We start from the raw sequence: 15638 nt of genomic DNA on the forward strand, positions 1-15638 counted from the left end.
GTACCTGCGACGGATCCGCCGGAACCCCTCTCGCTGCGGACGACCCGGCCGCCGCGCCCCCGTACCGTCGTATGCGTGACCGATACGACTGAGCAGCTCAAGGCCAGAGGCCGCAAGAGCCCCGAGTTCCACCTCGTGCGGGAGGTCCTCGGCGGCCTGCGCGAAGCGCTGTTCCGCGATGCCTTCGCCTACCGGCTGCTGCCTCCCAGGACGACGGGCGGGCGGACGGCCCGCCTCCTCCCGCGGGCGATACGCGGGTACGCCGTCTGGGCCCGGCACGCCCTGGTGGTGGCCGCGGCCCTGATCACCGTGTTCATCGCCTATCAGGTGGGCATCGGGGGCAACGAGGCCGCGTACTTCCTCACGGGCCTCGTCCCGGCCGCGGCCGTGCTGATGACACTCGTCAGGCCGGTCGGCGCGTTCTGGGTGTCGCTGGCCTCGACGCCGCTCACGGCGGCGTCCGGGGACGTCTGGGACGGCTGGCCCTGGACCCCCGCCGCCTTCTTCGGGCACATCGTGGTGATCGTCGTGGTCGCCGCCCGCACCCGCCCGCGCACCGGCCTGTGGATGTGGCTCATCACGGCGGCGTACTCCCTGGCCGCCGAAGGGTTCATCGACGACGGCTACTACGGGGCCGGCTCCGACGCCCCTGCGCTGCTGTTCTTCTCGGCGCTCGGGCTGCTCGTCACCACGATGGCGCACGTGCGCCGCGAGGCGCAGCGCGAGGTCACCGTGCAGCGCACCGTCACCGCCATCGAGCGCGACAAGCGCACGCTCCTGGAGGAGCGCACCACCATCGCCCGCGAACTGCACGACGTGGTCGCCCACCACATGTCCGTGGTCGCCATCCAGGCGGAGGCCGCGCCCTACCGCGTGGAGAACCCGCCGCCCGAGCTGGAGCAGGCGTTCGTCACGATCCGCGAGAACGCGGTGTCGGCGCTCACCGAGCTGCGCCGCGTCCTCGGTGTCGTACGGGCCGAGGACTACGAGGCACCGGACGCCCCGCAGCCCACCCTCGCCGACCTCGACCGGCTCCTGGACAACGTCCGTGACGCGGGCCTGACCGTCGACAAGGCGATCACCGGCGCCGTCCGCGAGCTGCCGCAGGGCGTCGAGCTGTCGGCGTACCGCATCGTGCAGGAGGCGCTCAGCAACGCCCTGCGCCACGCGCCCGGCGCCCCGGCCCGCGTCGAGGTCGGCTACGTCCTCGGCGGCCTCGGCCTGCGCATCGTCAACGGCCCCGCGACCGGCCTCGTCAAGGCCTCCCCGGGCGCGGGCCACGGCATCACCGGCATGCGGGAGCGCGTCACCATGCTGAGCGGCGAGATGACGGCGGAGCCGACCCCCGAGGGCGGCTACGAGGTCACCGTCTTCCTGCCGGTGCCGCTGGCCGACCGGACCGACCACTCGGTGCAGGCGGGGCAGGCGGGGGAGGGGCGCGCATGACCATCCGCGTCCTCATCGCCGACGACCAGATGATGGTCCGCGAGGGATTCTCCGTCCTCCTCAACGCCATGCCCGACATCGAGGTCGTCGGCGAGGCGGTCAACGGCCGGCAGGCCGTCGAGCGGGTGCGCGAACTCGCCCCCGACGTGGTCCTGATGGACATCCGCATGCCCGAGATGAACGGCATCGAGGCGACCCGCGAGATCGTCGCGTCCGACGGTGTGTCGAAGGTGCTCGTCCTGACCACCTTCGATCTCGACGAGTACGTGTACCAGGCGCTGCGCGCGGGCGCCTCCGGGTTCCTCCTCAAGGACGCCTCCGCCCGCCAACTGGCGGACGGTGTACGGGTGGTGGCCTCGGGGGAGGCGCTCCTCGCGCCGACCGTGACGCGCCGCCTGATCACCGAGTTCTCCCGGATGGCTCAGACGCCGCGGCTCTCGGCGGCGGTCCAGGCGCAGCAGTACGGCGAGCTGACCGAGCGCGAGACGGAGGTTTTGGTGCTCATCGCGCAGGGCCTGTCGAACGCGGAGATCGCCTCCCACCTGGTGGTCGCCGAGTCCACGATCAAGACGCACGTGAGCCGGGTCCTGGTGAAGCTCGGTCTGCGCGACCGCACGCAGGCGGCGGTCTTCGCGTACGAGGCGAGACTGGTGACCCCGGGATGAGGATGGCGCCCCCGCAAGGGGCGCGGGGAACTGCGCGCCCGGCCCCCACAGGCCCGCAGGCGATCCGCGATACCGGCGGAGCCCACAGCGTCCCGTCGGTTCGTGGCGCCGGGCACGCCCCCGCAAGGGGCGCGGGGAACTGCGCGCCCGGCCCCCACAGGCCCGCAGGCGATCCGCGACACCGGCGGAGCCCACAGCGTCCCGTCGGTTCATGGCGCCGGGCACGCCCCCGCAAGGGGCGCGGGGAACTGCGCGACCAGCCCCCACACACCCGCAGGCTATCCGCGACACCGGCGGAGCCCCTAGCGTCGCGCCATGACGCCCGCACCCTTCGACCCCTCCGAGATCTTCACCCCCGCCGCACCGGAGTTCGTGGCCGACCCCTACCCCGCGTACGCCCGACTCCGCGCGGCGGGCCGCGCCCACTACAACGCGCCCACCGACCAGTGGCTGATCCCGCACCACGCGGACGTCCGCGCCCTGCTGCGCGACCGCCGCCTCGGCCGCACCTATCTCCACCGCTTCACCCACGAGGAGTTCGGCCGCCCGGCCCCGCCGCCCGAGCACGAGCCGTTCCACGTCCTCAACGACAACGGCATGCTCGACCTGGAGGCACCCACGCACACCCGCATCCGCCGCCTCGTCGCCAAAGCCTTCACACCGCGTACGGTCGAGGAACTACGCCCTTACGTGGAGGATTTGGCGGACAGCCTGGTGCGAGGCCTGGTGGCGGACGGAGGCGGGGACCTCGCCGCGCGCGTCGCCGAACCGCTGCCGGTGGCGGTGATCGCCCAGATGCTGGGCATCCCGGAGAGCGACCGGCCGCTGCTGCGGCCCTGGTCGGCGGCGATCTGCGGGATGTACGAGCTGAACCCGTCCGAGGAGACGGCGGCCCGAGCGGTCACCGCATCGCTCGAATTCTCCGCCTACCTACGGGAGTTGATCGCCGCCCGGCGGGCGAAGCCGGGGGACGACCTGATCTCGGGCCTGATCGCCGCCTACGAGGACGGGCAGTCGCTCAGCGAGCAGGAGATGATCTCCACCTGTGTGCTGCTCCTGAACGCGGGGCACGAGGCGACCGTGAACGCCACGGTGAACGGCTGGTACGCGCTGCTGCGCCACCCGGACCAGCTGGCCGCCCTGCGCGCCGATCCGGACCGGCTTGTTCCCACGGCCGTGGAGGAGCTGCTGCGCTACGACACGCCGCTCCAGCTCTTCGAACGGTGGGTCCTCGACGAGATCGAGATCGGCGGCACGGTGATTCCGCGCGGGTCGGAACTGGCCCTGCTCTTCGGCTCCGCCAACCATGACCCGGCGGTGTTCGTCCGCCCCGGCGAGCTGGACCTCGCCCGGCGCGACAACCCGCACGTCTCCTTCAGCGCGGGCATCCACTACTGCATCGGCGCGCCGCTGGCCCGCGTCGAACTGGCCGCGTCGATGCGGGCGTTGCTGCGGTGGGCGCCGGCGCTGCGGCTCGCGGGGGAGCCGCAGCGGACGCCGGGCTTCGTGATCCGGGGCTTCCGGGAGCTGTGCGTGGAGGTGTGAGCCGCGGGTGCGTCGTGGCTGGTCGCGCAGTTCCCCGCGCCCCTTACGGGGCGCCCCTCAGGTGATCATGTCCCTGCGGCGCAGCCCCGCCAGGCCCCCGGCAGTCAGTACCACCGCCAGCAGCGTGAGCGTGAGCAGTGGGGGCCAGGACATCGCGGTGCCCGGCAGCTTCGGGAGGTGGCCGAAGGGGGAGAGGTTCATGACCGCCTGGGGCAGGTCGAGTGCCGGGCCGATCCAGCCGATCGCGAGGCAGGTCCCGACCACGGCCCAGGAAGCCACCGCCGCCTTCGGGTACGCCCCCACGAGCAGCACCGCGAGGCCGCCGAGGACCCAGATCGCGGGCAGCTGCGCCAGGCACGCGCCCAGCACGGCGCCCATGTCCTCGCCGTGGCCGACAGCCATGCCGAGGCCGCAGACCGCCATCAGGAGCACCGTCCCGCCGAAGGCGATCACCAGATGACCGGCCGCCCACCGCAGCCGCCCCACCGCGCCCGCGAGGACCGGCTCGGCGCGCTGCGAGGTCTCCTCGCCGTGCAGCCGCAGCACGGACGCCACCACGTACAGCCCGGCGACCATGCCGAAGAGGCCGGCCAGCGTGGCGAGGAAGGCGTCCGTCAGGCCGGACTGGCCGCCCATCCGCTCGAAGATGTCGCGGGTGTTCTCGTTGTCGCCGACGATGTCGGCCGCGCCGGACGCCATCTGCCCGAAGACGAGCCCGGCGAGCAGGAAGCCCGCCGTCCAGCCGGCCACACTGCCCCGCTGGAGCCGCAGGGCGAGCGCGCCGGCCGTGGCGAGACGTCCCCGCGCGGGACCGGGCCGCGTCGGCAGGAAGCTCATCCCGACGTCACGGCGCCCCGCCAGTTCGTACGCGGCCAGCCCCTGCACCACGATCACGGCGCCGACGAGCGCGAGCACCCACCAGCGCTCGCCCGTGAAGGCCCGCAGGTTCTGCTGCCAGCCGAGCGGCGAGAGCCAGGTCGCGGCGGACGAACCGGCCGTGTCCCCCGTGCCCCCCGTGTCTCCCGAATCGCCGGCGGCCCGCAGGACGTAGGCCGTGCCGAGGACCGCCGCCGTCAGCCCCTTGGCGAGCCGCGCGCTCTGCGTGAGCTGCGCGGCGACGGCCGCCACGCCCGCGAAGACCATGCCGGTGCCCGCGACGCCGAGACCGAGCGCGAGCGCCCCGGCCGCGCCCCGCCCTGCCAGACCGACGGCGATGAGCAGCCCGGCCCCGGCGTTGGCGACGAACGCGGCGAGCAGGGCCGCGGTGAGCGGCGCCCGCCGCCCCACCATGGACGCGGAGAGCATCTCCTGGCGCCCCGTCTCCTCCTCCTCCCGGGTGTGCCGTACGACGATGACGAGGCTCATGACGGCGGCGAGGATGCCCGCGAAGCAGCCGATGCGCCAGGCCGTGAGGGCACCGAGGGAGTCGCCGTACACGGGCCCGTACATCGCCCGCATCGAGGAGTTGGCGTTCATCGACTCCATGGCGTCGGCGCGCTCGGCGGCCGTGGCGTAGACGCTCTCCAGGGAGCCCGGCATCGCCAGGACCAGCCCGGCGACGACCACGATCCAGATAGGCGTCATGACCCGGTCGCGGCGCAGCGCGAGCCTCAGCAGGGCGCCGGTGCCCGCGAGTTGCCGCGTCCCGCCGCTCCGGGGTGCGGCGGCGGCGCCGAGGACGGCGGTCATCGCGCCACCGCCTCTTCCTGCGTGCCGGCCGCGTCCGCCGCGTCCTGCTGGTAGTGCCGCAGGAACAGCTCCTCCAGGGTGGGCGGCGTGCTGGTCAGCGAGCGGATGCCGGACGCGGTGAGCGACTTGAGCACGGCGTCGAGCCTGTCCGTGTCGACGTGCAGCTCCACCCGGTGCCCCCGCCCGCCCTCGGTCTCCCGCCGGACGAGCTGGTGGACGCCCGGCAGGTCCGCGAGGCCCTCGGGCGGCCCCGCGAGTTCGGCGTGGACGCTGGTCCGCGTCAGATGGCGCAGCTCGGCGAGGGAACCGCTCTCGACGGTCTGTCCCTTCCTGATGATGCTGACGCGGTCGCAGAGCGTCTCGACCTCGCTGAGGATGTGCGAGGAGAGCAGGACGGTCCGCCCGCGCGCGCGTTCCTCGGCGACGCAGCGCTGGAAGACGCCCTCCATCAGCGGGTCGAGCCCGGAGGTGGGCTCGTCGAGGATCAGCAGGTCGACGTCGGAAGCGAAGGCGGCGACGAGGGCGACCTTCTGGCGGTTGCCCTTGGAGTACGTACGGCCCTTCTTGGTGGGGTCGAGTTCGAACCGCTCGACGAGGTCGTCGCGCCGGGCCCGGTCGAGCCCGCCCCGCAGCTTCCCGTACAGATCGATGACCTCGCCCCCGGAGAGGTTGCGCCACAGGGTGACGTCACCGGGGACGTACGCGACGCGGCGGTGCAGGTCCACGGCGTCGCGCCAGGGATCGCGGCCGAGCAGCTGGGCGGCTCCGGAGTCGGCGCGGAGCAGGCCCAGCAGGACGCGGATGGTCGTGGACTTCCCGGAGCCGTTGGGCCCGAGGAAGCCGTGCACCTCGCCGGTCTCGACCGCCAGGTCGAGACCGTCCAGGGCGTGTGTCCTGCCGAACGACTTGTGGAGTCCCGAGACGGTGATTGCCTTGGCCATGGTTCTGAAAGTACGGGAATTTCACAAACTTGTGAAGTTAAGGAAACGTATAAACTCGTGGTGCTGGAGGCGGGCCCGGGTGACCAGGGGAGATGATCGGCAGATGACGAGCGAGGACGCCGCGCGCGAGCGGGAACGGACGCGGGGCGACGGGAGCGCCGGGGACGCGGAGGCCAGGACAAAGGCTGACGCGGAGGTCGTCTCCCGGTTCGTCGAGCAGTTCGCCTCGCAGCTCGTCGAGGCGGGCATGGCGCGGATGCCGTCCCGCGTCTTCGCCGCCCTGCTCGCCTCCGACTCGGGCGCCCTCACCGCGGCCGAGCTCGGCGACCGGCTGCGGGTCAGCCCCGCCGCCGTCTCCGGCGCCGTGCGCTACCTGACGCAGCAGCACATGGTCTCCCGCGAGCGGGAGCCCGGGACGCGGCGCGACCTCTTCCGGGTGCACAGCAACCAGTGGTACGAGGCGCTGGGCAGCCGTGACGCGGTCCTCAAGCGCTGGGAGAACGCGCTGCGGGAGGGCGTGGCCGGCCTCGGCGCGGACACCCCGGCGGGGCGGCGGCTCGCGGAGACGCTGGCGTTCTTCGAGTTCCTCGAAGTCGAACTGGCCGAGATGATGGACCGCTGGCGGGCCCACCGAAAGGCCCTGTTCGACCACGGCTGACGGCTGCCGTGACCGACGCGCGGGCGGCAGGATCAGCGGGGCAGGGTCAGCCCCCACGCCCCCTGGTGGACCGTCCAGGTCCTCGTGCGGACCGGCCCCGTCACCGTCGCGTCGGCGCGGTAGCGGAAGTCCGCCCCCGAGACCGTGACGCTCCGCGCCCGCACCCGCAGCGGCGCCGCCTCCGCGCCCACCGAGGTCGGCCGCACCTCCACCTGCGCGAGGCCGCCGTGCCCCGCGGTGACGCGCACGCCCTCCACCGGCTGGTCCAGGTCGACCAGCGTGACGCCGTCCGCCTCGACCCGCAGCCGCGAAGGACCCGCCACCGGCGCCGCCGCCACCCGCGAGGGGCGCGTGGCCAGGGTGCGTACGAACGACTGGCAGGACCGCAGCCACGCGTGCCCGTCGGCGGCGGAGGCACGGGAAAGACCCGGGATCCGGGCGGACGCGGCGGAGGCGACCGCCCGGTCCCCCGGCCTCGGCAGCCCCCCGTCCACCGGCGGGACCCGGAGGTCGCCGAGCACCACCCCGTCGCTCTCGTCCACCAGCAGATCGAGCCGCCGCTCGGCCCCTTCGAGGACCGCACGGGCCGCCGCGACCGCCCCGGCGGGCACGCCGAGCGTGCGCGCGAGCGTCTGCGCGGCGCCCACGGGGATCAGGGCGAGCGCGGGCCCGGCCAGCCCCCGCTCCCGGTGCAGCGCCTGCACGGCCCGCAGCAGCGCCCGGTCGTCACCGATCACCACGAGGCGGCGCGCACCCCGCCTGGCCAGGGCTTTCGTGAACTCCTCGGGTCCGTCCGGCAGGCACACCCGCACCGCCGCACCCGCGCCGAGCACGTCCCTCGCGATCCGGACCGACTCACCGTCCGTGCGCCGGGCGACCGGGTCGATGACGACTAGGAGCTGGTCGCGAGTCGACACCCTGCGCCCTTTCTTTTAGCCGTTCTTTGAGACCTCGGGTAGCATCTTTGTGCAAGAGCCCCTTGCGCTATTGCGCCAGGGGCTTCGTCTATTCCGGGGCAGCATCCAAGGCACACCCATATGGCGGCTACGGCCCCTGACCTTGGACATGCCCCGCCCGGAAGGGGTGTACGCCTGTGCCCGCACTTGTGCTGCTCGGTGCTCAGTGGGGTGACGAAGGCAAGGGAAAGGCCACTGACCTGCTCGGTGGCTCCGTGGACTATGTAGTGCGTTACCAGGGCGGCAACAACGCCGGCCACACGGTCGTCGTAGGCGACCAGAAGTACGCGCTGCATCTCCTCCCTTCCGGGATTCTCTCCCCGGACTGCGTCCCGGTCATCGGCAACGGAGTCGTCGTCGACCCGTCGGTCCTGCTCTCCGAGCTGAGCGGTCTGAACGAGCGCGGCGTCGACACGTCCAAGCTGCTGATCAGCGGTAACGCTCACATCATCACGCCGTACAACGTCACGGTCGACAAGGTCACCGAGCGCTTCCTCGGCAAGCGCAAGATCGGTACGACCGGCCGCGGCATCGGCCCGACCTACGCCGACAAGATCAACCGCACCGGCATCCGCGTACAGGACCTCTACGACGAGTCGATCCTTCAGCAGAAGGTCGAAGCGGCGCTGGAGATCAAGAACCAGCTGCTCACGAAGTTGTACAACCGCCGCGCGATCGAGGCGGAGCAGATCATCGAGCAGCTCCTCGAGCACGGCGAGAACATCAAGCAGTACGTCGCCGACACGACCCTGATCCTCAACAACGCGCTCGACGAGGACAAGGTCGTCCTGTTCGAGGGCGGTCAGGGCACGCTCCTGGACGTGGACCACGGCACGTACCCCTTCGTCACCTCCTCGAACCCGACCGCGGGCGGCGCCTGCACGGGTACGGGCGTGGGTCCGACGAAGATCAGCCGGGTCATCGGCATCCTCAAGGCGTACACGACCCGCGTCGGCGCCGGCCCGTTCCCGACCGAGCTGTTCGACCAGGACGGCGAGGACCTGCGCCGCATCGGCGGCGAGCGCGGTGTCACCACCGGCCGTGACCGCCGCTGCGGCTGGTTCGACGCCCCGATCGCCCGCTACGCGACCCGCGTGAACGGCCTGACGGACTTCTTCCTCACCAAGCTGGACGTCCTCACCGGCTGGGAGCAGATCCCGGTCTGCGTCGCGTACGAGATCGACGGCAAGCGCGTGGAGGAGCTCCCCTACTCGCAGACCGACTTCCACCACGCGAAGCCGATCTACGAGATGCTGCCGGGCTGGTCCGAGGACATCACCAAGGCCCAGACCTTCTCCGACCTGCCGAAGAACGCGCAGGGCTACGTGAAGGCACTGGAGGAGATGTCCGGCGCCCCGATCTCCGCGATCGGCGTGGGCCCGGGCCGCACGGAGACGATCGAGATCAACTCGTTCGTCTGAGCCGCCCGCCCCGGGACCGGGGCTCGGCTCACTCAGCTCACTCAACGGGGTGGGTCGCGCTGGAGTGCGACCCACCCCTCGCGCATGCCGCGCGACACTGCCCGGTATGACGGTCAGCAGCGCATACCGGCGGCTCAGGGAGCTTGCCGAGGCATTCGAGGCGGTGGCGGAGAACCACGGCGATCCGGTGCGGGCGGACATCGCGAACGGCGAGATCACGGTGCGCGCGGTGTTTCCGACCATCACGCGTGGAGAGGTCATCGCCGAGATCGGGGTGCAGCTCGGGAACCAGGACCCGACGCTGTTCACCGCCGCCGCATGCCGGGTCGACCACCCGGGCCTCGGCATGTGCCGGACCGCGGATGTGCTCGTCATGGAGCGGGAGGTGTACGAGCGTGGAGTCCACGACGACTTCGCCGCCTTCGCCCCGGACGTCTCCGTCGCCTTCGAGGTGGTGTCACCGCCCTGCGCGAGCGAGGACCACCTCACGAAGCTCCGCGACTACGCGCGCATGGGCATCCCGATGTACGTGATCGTCGACCCCCGCGACGGCATGATCACGGTGCACTCCGGCACGGACACCTCCGCAGGGGAGCCGCGTTACGCGGACGCCCCCCGCCGCTACAAGTTCGGCGACACCGTCCAGCTGGGCCCGTGGTCGGTGGAGACAGGTGACTTCCGCCGGTACCGCAATTGACCATGCCGATGGCGGGGCCTACCGCCGACGCCGGTAGTACGCCACCGTGAGGACCAGCAGCAGCGGTCCCCACAGTGTCATCAGCCCGCTCACCGTCATCGCGAGGACGTTCCAGCCGTCGGCGTAGGGCCAGCCTCGCGGGCCCTCGGTGAAGGCCAGGACGAGCCAGTCGGCGCACAGCACGCTGAAGAGCACCCCCGCGAGGGTCCCCGGAACGATCACGGCGGCGGGCGGTACGCGTCGCCCGCCGAGGCGGGGGACCCAGGCCGGGAAGACCTCGCCCCAGCGGCGCACGAACCCGAGGCCGAGCAGTGCGGCCAGCTCGGTGAGCACGCTCAGCCCGAGCACGTACGGCGTGTTCCACCACACCTGATCCGGGGCCGCCCCGCCCATCCCGTAACCGAAGGCGAAGGGCAGCCGCCACACGCAGACGGGGAGCGCGAGAAGGGACAGCGCGTGGGCGGCCCGGAGGGTCCAGGCGGGGGCGACGTGTGCGGCTGCTGTGGTCATGCCGCAAGCCTCGCCGTGACCCCGGCCCGGTGGATCACCTCCGGGGCCGGTCCGCCTCCACCGCGCGGGGGAGGCCTACTCGGCCCAGGAGAGGAACGCGGTCCAGGCGTCCGCCGAGACGGAGAGGGCGGGGCCCCCGGGGTTCTTGGAGTCGCGGATGTGGGTGGTGGAGGTGGTGGCTTGGGGGCAGGGGGCGATCTCGACGCAGGCCCCGCCGCTGTCGTTGCTGTAGCTCGACTTGCGCCACTCATAGGCGACTTCGAGGCATTGGCCGCCGCCGCTGTCGCTGTAGCTCGACTTGAACCACCGCAGAGTGCTGCTCATGACCGTTCTTCTCCCGCCAGCCGCTCGATGAGGCTCAGCGAGTCGTCCGGGCTCAGAGCCTGTGTTCGGATCTTCGCATAACGGTGGGCGAGTTGGGACACCTTGGCGGGATCACTGACAAGGTGGCTCTCGTCCTCGATCTCCAGGTAGACCACGTGGTGGTGTTCCTTGGTCTCCACCAGAATCATGGGGCCTCGATCTCCAGCGTGAGTGCCGCGTAACCCGCGCTCCAAGGGCAGCACCTGGATGCTGACATTGTCCCGCTGCGCGTCCTCAGCGAGCGAGCGGAGTTGCCCGCGCAGGATGTCCCAACTGCCGAACGGCCGCCGTAGTACGGACTCGTCGAGGATCAGCTCGATCATCGCGGTCGGCTCGCGGTCGAAGAGCGCCTTGCGGGCCATGCGTGCCTCGACCAGCTCGTCGACCTTGGCCTCGGGCAATTTCGGGTAGCCGCCGCAGATCAGCGCACGTGCGTACTCCTCGCTCTGGAAGAGGCCGTCAACGACGTATGTCTGGTACGAGCACAGCGTCACCGCCTGCGCCTCCATCAGAGAGAAGTTCTTGAACTGCGGCGGGTACTTGTCCATCAAGACGTACTGCCGCGCCTTGTCGAACACCCCCAGGCCGCAGCCGATCGCCTCCTCCAACTTGACCAGCATCTGGTCGCTGGCCGGCTGCGCGCATGTCTCCATGGCGCTGATCGCGGACCCCGTGTACCCCGTCATGGCGCCCACCTCGGTCTGGGACAGCCGCTGCTGTTCCCGCAGGGCCCTGGCCAGGGCGGCGACGAGATGCGTGACGCCGCCCGCCTCGTCCTTGTTCGCGGACCGCGCCATCGCGGTCACCTCCGAAAGTATTCCGAACTCACCGGATCTCAACCGATCTCAACCGGCCTCAACCACACACGGCCCGTATCCGACCGTGCACGGCAGTCGACTCAGAGTCATGGAAAAGCTATCCCGGCGCCGCTTGGCTGAACCCATGAACACGCACAACGTGCAGGCCGACTGGATCCCGGCGTCCGGCCTCCAACTCCGCAAGGCGGGCGTCCAGTTCGACGCCGTACGGGTCGACGGCGACCCCGGCCGCGACATCGCCGACGAGCTGGCGTGGCTCACGGGCGGCGATCCGGGGCCGATCGTCCAGGAGGAGAACGGGCGCCGCGCGGTGTACTTCCTCGTGGCGGTCGGCAGTACGTCTCACCGGTCGTGGCCGGACGGGGTCACCCGTCTGACGGCCGGGCAGGGCCACGTCTCGTACGTACCGGTGCCCGCACTGGAGGGCCATACCTGGCCGCTCAATTGGCGCTACCGTCCCACTGGCCCGGACCGCCGCGTCCACACCCTGCTGCTGCGTGCCGCACTTAACTCGCACGAGTGAAGTCGATGAACGCGACCTGCTGAAACGGCAGTTCTGGCTTGCGGGCGTCGCTTTGCGTGGGCATAGAGTCACCGCCAGCAGCGCGGCCGCTCGGCAGCGCATGAAATTGCCCCCACGGTGCTGGAACACCTGGGGGCTCGACACCCGGAGCAAACACCTCCAGATGCGTATCCATCGTACGACGCCCACGCGCGCGTTCTCCAGCTTCGCCAACTCTCTTCTCCGCGACAGGTCCATCTCCTGGTGCGCGGCAGGCGTACTGATGTACCTCCTCAGCCTCCCGAACGGCGCCCGCGCCACGGTCCGTTCGCTCGCCGAGCAGCGCAAGGAGGGGCGGATGCGGGTCGCCGCCGCCCTGCGTGAGCTGGAGGAATCGCGGTACCTGAAGCGAGTCGTCCGCAAGGACCCGGAGACGAAGCAACTCTTCACCGTCTACGAGGTCTTCGATACTCCGTACGACGAGACGCCCCCGGAGGGTGACGCGGAAAAAGTTCAAAACCTGGCCCCCGGCGTGTCGCCCTCCGCGGCGGCGGGCCCTCTCCCTTCGGGAGAAAAGACCAGGGAAGAAAAACCTCCCTCCCCGGAGCCGCCGCCGAGCGGCGATGAGCCGCCGAGTGGTGACAAACCGCCGGGCCGGGCCGCCCAGTTGCTGGCCTCCCTCGGGAGGCGCGAGCCCCGGCTCGCGATCGGTGCCGCCGAGGCCGTCCGCCTCGCGCCGCTCGTCGAGGAGTGGTGGGCGGTGGGCGCGAGCGACGCGGCGGTGCGGGCCGCGCTGACGCAGGGGCTGCCGCCGCGCGTGTACTCGGCGGCCGCGCTGCTCAGGACCGGCTGCGCCGGAAGCTGCCGCTCCCCGCCCCGCCCTGGCGCCCCGCGAGGGCGAGGAGGCGGGCGCCGGGGGAGCCGGGGTTCGTCGCGGCGGCGCTGCGGGGCGGGATGGCGGCCAGGGCGGCGTTGCGCGGCGGGAGCGTGCCGTTGCTCGCCTGAGGCCAGGCACCAGCCTCCCGGCCCGCATCCGCGCGGCCGGGTCCACCCACCGAAAGGAACGGAATGACCACGTTGCTTGAGCGGCCGAGACGGTATACCGGAGGTATACTGTCGTCATGGCTGACACCACCGTCAAGGTTGACCCTGCTGTGCGCGACCGGCTCATGGTGCTCGCCCGCGAGCGCGGTATGACCATGCGTGACCTGATCGCCGAGCTGGCGGGCGCCACGCCCACCAAGGAGGAGCTTCAGAAGCGGTACGAGGAGGCCAAGGCGTACTGCGAGACGCACTTCGGCGTGACGTTGACGGACGAGGACCACGACAGGGCCGAGAAGGCCTGGCAGGACCTGGAGGCCGGTCGGCCCGTGGACAGCCTGTGAGCGGGTCGACGGCGGTGATCTACGACCAGACCGCCCTGCTCGCCCTGGGGTCGGGCAACCGGCTCGCCTCCCAGTTCATCTCCAACACCGAGCACGGGCCCACCCGGCATGTCTACGTACCGGCGCTCTGCCTCGCGGCGGCCGACGGGATGCGGAAGGGGCTCGCCGAGCACGTGGGCGCGCTGCCCGCCGCCGAGATCGTCGAGCTGGACTTCGCCGGAGCCTCGGCCTTGGGCGCGCTCTTGCGTGACGGCGTCGAGTGGCGACTGGGGCAGGCGGTCCACCTGTCCCGGCCGACGCCCGACTGGCCGGACGGGCGGCCCGTGGTGACGACTGACCCGGATCTGTACGCGGACATGCCGTTGGTGCGCACGATCCGGCTGCCGTGAGATACGGCGGGGCGGGGCCCGAGCTGTGGGCCCCGCCCCGCCCCCTCACCCCGCGGCCTCGTCCCCGCAGATCCGCAGCCCCTCCGGCGTCGCGCACGGCAGGTGCCCGTGGGTGCGGATGACGTCCAGGCCCGTGCCACGCGCGTAGGCGAGGAAGCTGGAGGCCAGGGAGTCCGCCGGGGGCTGCCCGTAGGTGTAGGCGTACTCGATCTCGCGGTACGGATAGCCGCTTCTGCGCAGCTGTTCGGCCGACGGTTCGTGGCCGTCCAGGTGGAGGCGGTGCAGGCCCCTGAGCCCCTCGGCGGCGCGCAGCTCGCTGTAGCCGATGGCGCCGGGGATGCGCCCCACCGCGTCCAGTACCTGCTCGGTGGAGTCCAGCTCGCAGCGCGTCACGGGCACGGACGGGTCGTCCTTGCTGAGGCAGTCGTTCGAGGAGGCCTTGATCTCGAAGGCGCCGCCCAGGACCCGGCGTTGGAGCGTGTCGCGCGTCCCGGAGCTGGAGCCGCGGCTCACCAGGACGACCGGGAGATCGGGGCCGCCGAGCTCCTTCCAGTTGCGTACGTCGCCGCGGTAGAGGCGGCGCACCGCCGGCCGCGTCAGATTGCGTATCGGAACGCGGTCGTTGAGGACCAGCGCGAAGACGGAGACCGCGACCCGCGTCTCGGCCAGGCGCGGGAAACCGTCGGACTTCGGGCCGTCGGAGAACGTGAGGAGAGGAGGGGAGCCTTTCCCCGTCGTACGGCCTTCGCCGGTGGACTGCTTGCCCTCGTCGTCCAGTTCGCGCACGCCCGCCGCGCTGCCGTGCGCGCTCACCGTGATGTCGGAGCCCGGACAGTCTCTCTCGTACTTGTCCGCCAGTTCCTCGGCGACCGGTGCGAACGCCGTCGAGCCGAGCACCGTCAGCTCGCCCGTCGCGCACTCGATGGGCGGCGGGTCCGCGTCGCGCAGCACGATGATCGAGGCCAGCGTGACGACGGAGAGCGTGAGCAGGACGGTCAGGAGCTGCGCGGGCCGGGAGAACAGCGGCGGTTTGTCGTCGGGCGTCGTCGAGCGGTTCGGCACCACTTCGCCCGCCTGGATGCCGCCCGACATGATGACCTCGCTGCCCACGGGCCCGCCGGTGAGGAGCACGAGGAGCTTGTAGTGCTGGCCCCTGTTGAGCGGGACGCGCGGGATGTGCAGCGTGCTGCCCTCGTACCGCAGGCCCGCGCCCGCCGTGAAGTGCTCCATGAGGTGGTCGGCGCCGGTCGGCGCGGTCACCGCGAGGCCGCGGATGGTGCGGCCGGTGAAGACGGCGGTGAGTCCGTGCAGGGCCCGCCCGGTGTAGTCGGCGTCGGACACGGACTGCGAGCCGTCGTTCTCCACGCGGAGCAGGACGAGCGTGGCGTCGGACATCTCGGGGGTCTCGTCGAACAGGCCGAGGCGGGCGTTGGCGCCGCCCGTGCGGACGTTGTCGCCTATGGCCGTGTCCATCTGGACGCGGTAGCCGATACGTTTCCGCCTCGGCACCCGGCGTTCGTACCAGAGCGCGCCGACGGTCGCGAGCAGGCCGAGGACGGCCGTGAGCACGGCGATGGTGTTTTCGGTGCTCAACCACTCCATGGGCGGTGACGGTAGGCGGCCCGCGCGAGCCGTGGGCCGCCTTCGCCGGAC

Annotated in this window: 17 protein-coding genes; 10 read left to right on the forward strand and 7 right to left on the reverse strand. The window is 71.7% G+C overall.

Annotated elements, in window-relative coordinates:
• The first annotated feature begins 75 nt into the window (after positions 1-75).
• The 3 genes from KKZ08_RS20415 (at position 76) to KKZ08_RS20425 (ending at position 3656) form a co-directional block, all read left to right on the forward strand.
• Positions 76-1446, forward strand: coding sequence for a histidine kinase (locus KKZ08_RS20415; protein ID WP_223775828.1), 1371 nt, complete (start codon positions 76-78; stop codon positions 1444-1446).
• Entirely contained in the window at positions 1443-2111 is a 669-nt protein-coding gene (locus tag KKZ08_RS20420) for a response regulator transcription factor (RefSeq protein ID WP_223775829.1), read from the forward strand. Before KKZ08_RS20415 ends, KKZ08_RS20420 begins: the two co-directional genes overlap by 4 nt.
• 315 nt (positions 2112-2426) lie before the next feature.
• Complete coding sequence (locus KKZ08_RS20425) at positions 2427-3656, forward strand: cytochrome P450 (RefSeq protein WP_223775830.1); 1230 nt, start codon at positions 2427-2429, stop codon at positions 3654-3656.
• A gap of 57 nt (positions 3657-3713) precedes the next feature.
• Here KKZ08_RS20425 and KKZ08_RS20430 read toward each other — a convergent pair whose 3' ends face one another.
• Positions 3714-5345, reverse strand: a complete 1632-nt coding sequence (locus KKZ08_RS20430; RefSeq protein WP_223775831.1) for an ABC transporter permease — start codon at positions 5343-5345, stop codon at positions 3714-3716.
• The gene (locus KKZ08_RS20435) at positions 5342-6286 is read right to left on the reverse strand and encodes an ABC transporter ATP-binding protein (protein WP_223775832.1); all 945 of its coding nucleotides are present in this window, start codon (positions 6284-6286) and stop codon (positions 5342-5344) included. Before KKZ08_RS20435 ends, KKZ08_RS20430 begins: the two co-directional genes overlap by 4 nt.
• A 103-nt stretch (positions 6287-6389) precedes the next feature.
• Between KKZ08_RS20435 and KKZ08_RS20440 the strand changes: the two genes are divergently transcribed.
• Positions 6390-6944 (forward strand): helix-turn-helix domain-containing protein, encoded by a 555-nt coding sequence (locus tag KKZ08_RS20440; protein WP_223775833.1) that lies wholly within the window; start codon positions 6390-6392, stop codon positions 6942-6944.
• 32 nt (positions 6945-6976) lie between these two features.
• Here the strand turns inward: KKZ08_RS20440 and KKZ08_RS20445 are convergent, their stop codons facing one another.
• A complete protein-coding gene (locus KKZ08_RS20445; protein ID WP_223775834.1) occupies positions 6977-7861 on the reverse strand; it encodes a diacylglycerol kinase family protein in 885 nt (294 codons plus the stop codon).
• Positions 7862-8037: 176 nt separating this feature from the next.
• On the opposite strand from KKZ08_RS20445, the gene KKZ08_RS20450 reads away from it, so the two are divergent.
• Together KKZ08_RS20450 and KKZ08_RS20455 are read left to right on the forward strand one after the other, a co-directional pair.
• Complete coding sequence (locus KKZ08_RS20450; protein WP_223775835.1) at positions 8038-9321, forward strand: adenylosuccinate synthase; 1284 nt, start codon at positions 8038-8040, stop codon at positions 9319-9321.
• A 106-nt stretch (positions 9322-9427) separates the two neighbouring features.
• The gene (locus tag KKZ08_RS20455) at positions 9428-10018 is read left to right on the forward strand and encodes a Uma2 family endonuclease (protein WP_223775836.1); all 591 of its coding nucleotides are present in this window, start codon (positions 9428-9430) and stop codon (positions 10016-10018) included.
• Between the two features lie 18 nt (positions 10019-10036).
• On the opposite strand, the gene KKZ08_RS20460 is transcribed toward KKZ08_RS20455, so the two are convergent.
• From KKZ08_RS20460 to KKZ08_RS20470, 3 genes are all read right to left on the reverse strand, one after another.
• Positions 10037-10528 carry a hypothetical protein gene (locus tag KKZ08_RS20460; RefSeq protein WP_223775837.1) on the reverse strand — a complete coding sequence of 164 codons (492 nt, stop codon included), beginning with the start codon at positions 10526-10528 and terminating at the stop codon, positions 10037-10039.
• Between the two features lie 75 nt (positions 10529-10603).
• Positions 10604-10852 (reverse strand): DUF397 domain-containing protein, encoded by a 249-nt coding sequence (locus KKZ08_RS20465; protein WP_223775838.1) that lies wholly within the window; start codon positions 10850-10852, stop codon positions 10604-10606.
• Complete coding sequence (locus KKZ08_RS20470; RefSeq protein WP_223775839.1) at positions 10849-11688, reverse strand: Scr1 family TA system antitoxin-like transcriptional regulator; 840 nt, start codon at positions 11686-11688, stop codon at positions 10849-10851. The genes KKZ08_RS20465 and KKZ08_RS20470 overlap by 4 nt, the downstream gene beginning before the upstream one ends.
• 145 nt (positions 11689-11833) lie before the next feature.
• Between KKZ08_RS20470 and KKZ08_RS20475 the strand changes: the two genes are divergently transcribed.
• The 4 genes from KKZ08_RS20475 to KKZ08_RS20490 all read left to right on the forward strand — a co-directional run bounded on the left by KKZ08_RS20475 (position 11834) and on the right by KKZ08_RS20490 (position 13985).
• Positions 11834-12232, forward strand: a complete 399-nt coding sequence (locus KKZ08_RS20475; RefSeq protein ID WP_223775840.1) for a hypothetical protein — start codon at positions 11834-11836, stop codon at positions 12230-12232.
• 163 nt (positions 12233-12395) lie between these two features.
• Positions 12396-13283: a hypothetical protein gene (locus KKZ08_RS20480; RefSeq protein WP_223775841.1), complete on the forward strand. Its 888-nt coding sequence runs from the start codon at positions 12396-12398 to the stop codon at positions 13281-13283.
• Positions 13284-13332: 49 nt separating this feature from the next.
• The gene (locus tag KKZ08_RS20485) at positions 13333-13596 is read left to right on the forward strand and encodes a hypothetical protein (protein WP_223775842.1); all 264 of its coding nucleotides are present in this window, start codon (positions 13333-13335) and stop codon (positions 13594-13596) included.
• Positions 13593-13985 carry a hypothetical protein gene (locus tag KKZ08_RS20490; protein WP_223775843.1) on the forward strand — a complete coding sequence of 131 codons (393 nt, stop codon included), beginning with the start codon at positions 13593-13595 and terminating at the stop codon, positions 13983-13985. Before KKZ08_RS20485 ends, KKZ08_RS20490 begins: the two co-directional genes overlap by 4 nt.
• Positions 13986-14030: 45 nt before the next feature.
• Here KKZ08_RS20490 and KKZ08_RS20495 read toward each other — a convergent pair whose 3' ends face one another.
• Positions 14031-15587, reverse strand: coding sequence for a substrate-binding domain-containing protein (locus tag KKZ08_RS20495; RefSeq protein ID WP_223775844.1), 1557 nt, complete (start codon positions 15585-15587; stop codon positions 14031-14033).
• Positions 15588-15638: the final 51 nt, after the last annotated feature.

This window comes from Streptomyces sp. 135, from assembly GCF_020026305.1.
Classification (GTDB): domain Bacteria; phylum Actinomycetota; class Actinomycetes; order Streptomycetales; family Streptomycetaceae; genus Streptomyces.